The organism is Paenibacillus rhizoplanae (assembly GCF_042684125.1).
In the GTDB taxonomy this organism is placed as follows: domain Bacteria; phylum Bacillota; class Bacilli; order Paenibacillales; family Paenibacillaceae; genus Paenibacillus_AQ; species Paenibacillus_AQ rhizoplanae.
The window spans coordinates 1-1,523 of record NZ_JBHUKY010000108.1 but is presented as its reverse complement, the minus strand read 5'-3'; the positions used below and the strand labels follow the sequence as shown (position 1 = coordinate 1,523).

At 59.9% G+C, this 1,523-nt stretch carries 1 protein-coding gene; it reads left to right on the top strand.

All coding sequences use genetic code 11. The annotated features are described in order from the left end of the window. Nucleotides 1–1,523 (top strand): condensation domain-containing protein (locus ACFSX3_RS32210; protein ID WP_379313772.1); only part of this gene is annotated, 1,523 nt, incomplete at both ends.

The following is a 1,523-nucleotide window of genomic DNA, read 5'->3' as shown; positions in this document are numbered from 1 at the left end:
CTGGGCGAAGTGTTCGCAAGCCCGACGGTGGAGGCGCTGGCGGGGTATTTGGAAGCAGCGGCTACGATGGAACGCTACGAGGCGATCGGCCAAGCGGAGCTGCGTGAGTGGTATCCGGCCTCGCCTGCACAGCAGCGGCTGTACGTGATGAACCAGCTGGACCTGAAAGGGATTGGCTACAACGTCCCGTGGGCGCTGGAGATCGCAGGAGAGCTGGATGTGGAACGTGTGCGGGAGAGCTTGAACGAGCTGGCAGCGCGTCATGAATCGTTCCGCACCTCGTTTGCGATGCAGGAAGATCAGCTGATGCAGCGCATCACCGATCGGGTGAATATGCCGCTGGAAGTGACGGACAGCACGGAGGAAGAAGCAAAAACGCAGGTGAAAGCGTTCGTGCGTCCGTTCGATCTGGGCGAAGCGCCACTCCTGCGTGCAGGACTGATCTGCCTGGAAGAGCGGCGGCATGTGCTGCTGCTGGACATGCACCACATCGTCTCGGACGGCGTATCGATGGACGTGTTCGTGGACGAGTTCGCACGATTGTACGCGGGCGAGCATTTGGCGCCACTAACGATCCACTATAAAGATTATGCGGTATGGCTGCGGGAGAAGATGCAGGGCGAATCGTACCAAGCTCAGGAGCACTACTGGCTGCAGGCGTTTAAGGAAGAGGCGCCGGTCTTGCAGCTGCCGACGGATTACGTGCGGCCGGTGGTCCGCCGGTTTGAAGGAGACCGCGCAGGTCAAATGTGGAGCGAGTACGAGACGGATCGGCTGAAGCAGCTGTGCGCGAAGCAAGGGGTGACGCTGTACATGGCGCTCTTGGCGGCGTACGGGGTGCTGCTGTCGCGCTATGCGGGGCAGGAGGATATCGTGGTCGGTTCTCCGGTAGCAGGCAGAAGGCATCCGGATGCGGAACGGATGATCGGGATGTTCGTGGGCACGCTGGCGATGCGCAGCCGCCCGGCGGGAAGCAAACGGTTCGACGCGTACTTGGCGGAAGTAAAGGCAGCGGTGCTGGGGGCGATGGAGAATCAGGACTACCCGTTCGAGGAGCTGGTGGAGAAGGTGGAGGTACGGCGGGATACGAGCCGCAACCCGCTGTTTGACACGATGCTGGTGCTGCAGAACATGCAGATGAGCGAATGGAAGCCGGAAGGACTGACGATTCGGCCGTACCCGCAGGAATACCGGGTCGCGAAATTTGACCTGACGGTGGGTGTGATCGAGCAAGCCGGGAGGCTGTATTTCGACTGGGAATACAGCACGGCGCTGTTCAAGAAGGAAACAGTCGAGCGGATGGCCGGGCATCTGGTGGCGATCGTGGAACAGATCGTCGAAACGCCAGACATGCAGCTGGACGAGATTGAGCTGGTCGTAGAAGAAGAGAAGCGTCAGCTGCTTATCGCATTTAACGACACGAAGACGGAGTATCCGAAGGACCAAACAATCCACGCGCTGTTCGAGCAGCAGGTGAAGCAGACGCCGAAAGCTATGGCCGTCGTATTCGAGTCTGAACGGTT